This window comes from Massilia sp. 2TAF26, assembly GCF_052115005.1.
Classification (GTDB): Bacteria; Pseudomonadota; Gammaproteobacteria; order Burkholderiales; family Burkholderiaceae_D; genus Telluria.
Window position 1 is genome coordinate 1 of record NZ_JBFRFV010000101.1, and the last position, 520, is coordinate 520.

Sequence of the window (520 nt, forward strand, 5' to 3'; positions counted from 1 at the left end):
GGCCGGCCTCGACCGTGTACTCGAGATCGTCGAGCAGCCCGCCGCGCCACTCTGCTGCCCGCACTGCCAGGCCGACAAACCCTTTCGCCACGGCCATGCGCACGGACTGCAGCGCTACCGCTGCCGCAACTGCCATCGCACCTTCAACCGGCTCAGCGGCACGCCGCTGGCCCGGCTGCGCCACAAGGCACGCTGGCTCGACCACCTCGGCTGCATGCTCGACTCCCGCAGCGTGCGCCGCTCGGCGCGCGAGATCGGCGTGGCCAGTGCGACCAGCTTTCGATGGCGCCACCGTTTCCTGGCCTTGAGCAAGGATGACCGCCCGCAGCGGCTGAGCGGCATCGCCGAGGCCGATGAGATGTATGTGCTCGAATCGCACAAGGGCTCCAGACATCTCGACCGTCCGCCACGAAGACGCGGCGGCAAGGCGACAAAGCGCGGGATCTCGAATGAACAAGTGTGCATCCTGGTGGCACGCGATCGCAGCGGCCAGACCATCGACGCCGTGACCGGCAAGGGC

Annotated in this window: 1 protein-coding gene; it reads left to right on the forward strand. The window is 68.5% G+C overall.

The window, feature by feature from the left end:
- On the forward strand, positions 1 to 520 hold a 520-nt coding region (locus tag AB4Z32_RS27640; RefSeq protein ID WP_442125006.1), incomplete at both ends, for an IS1595 family transposase.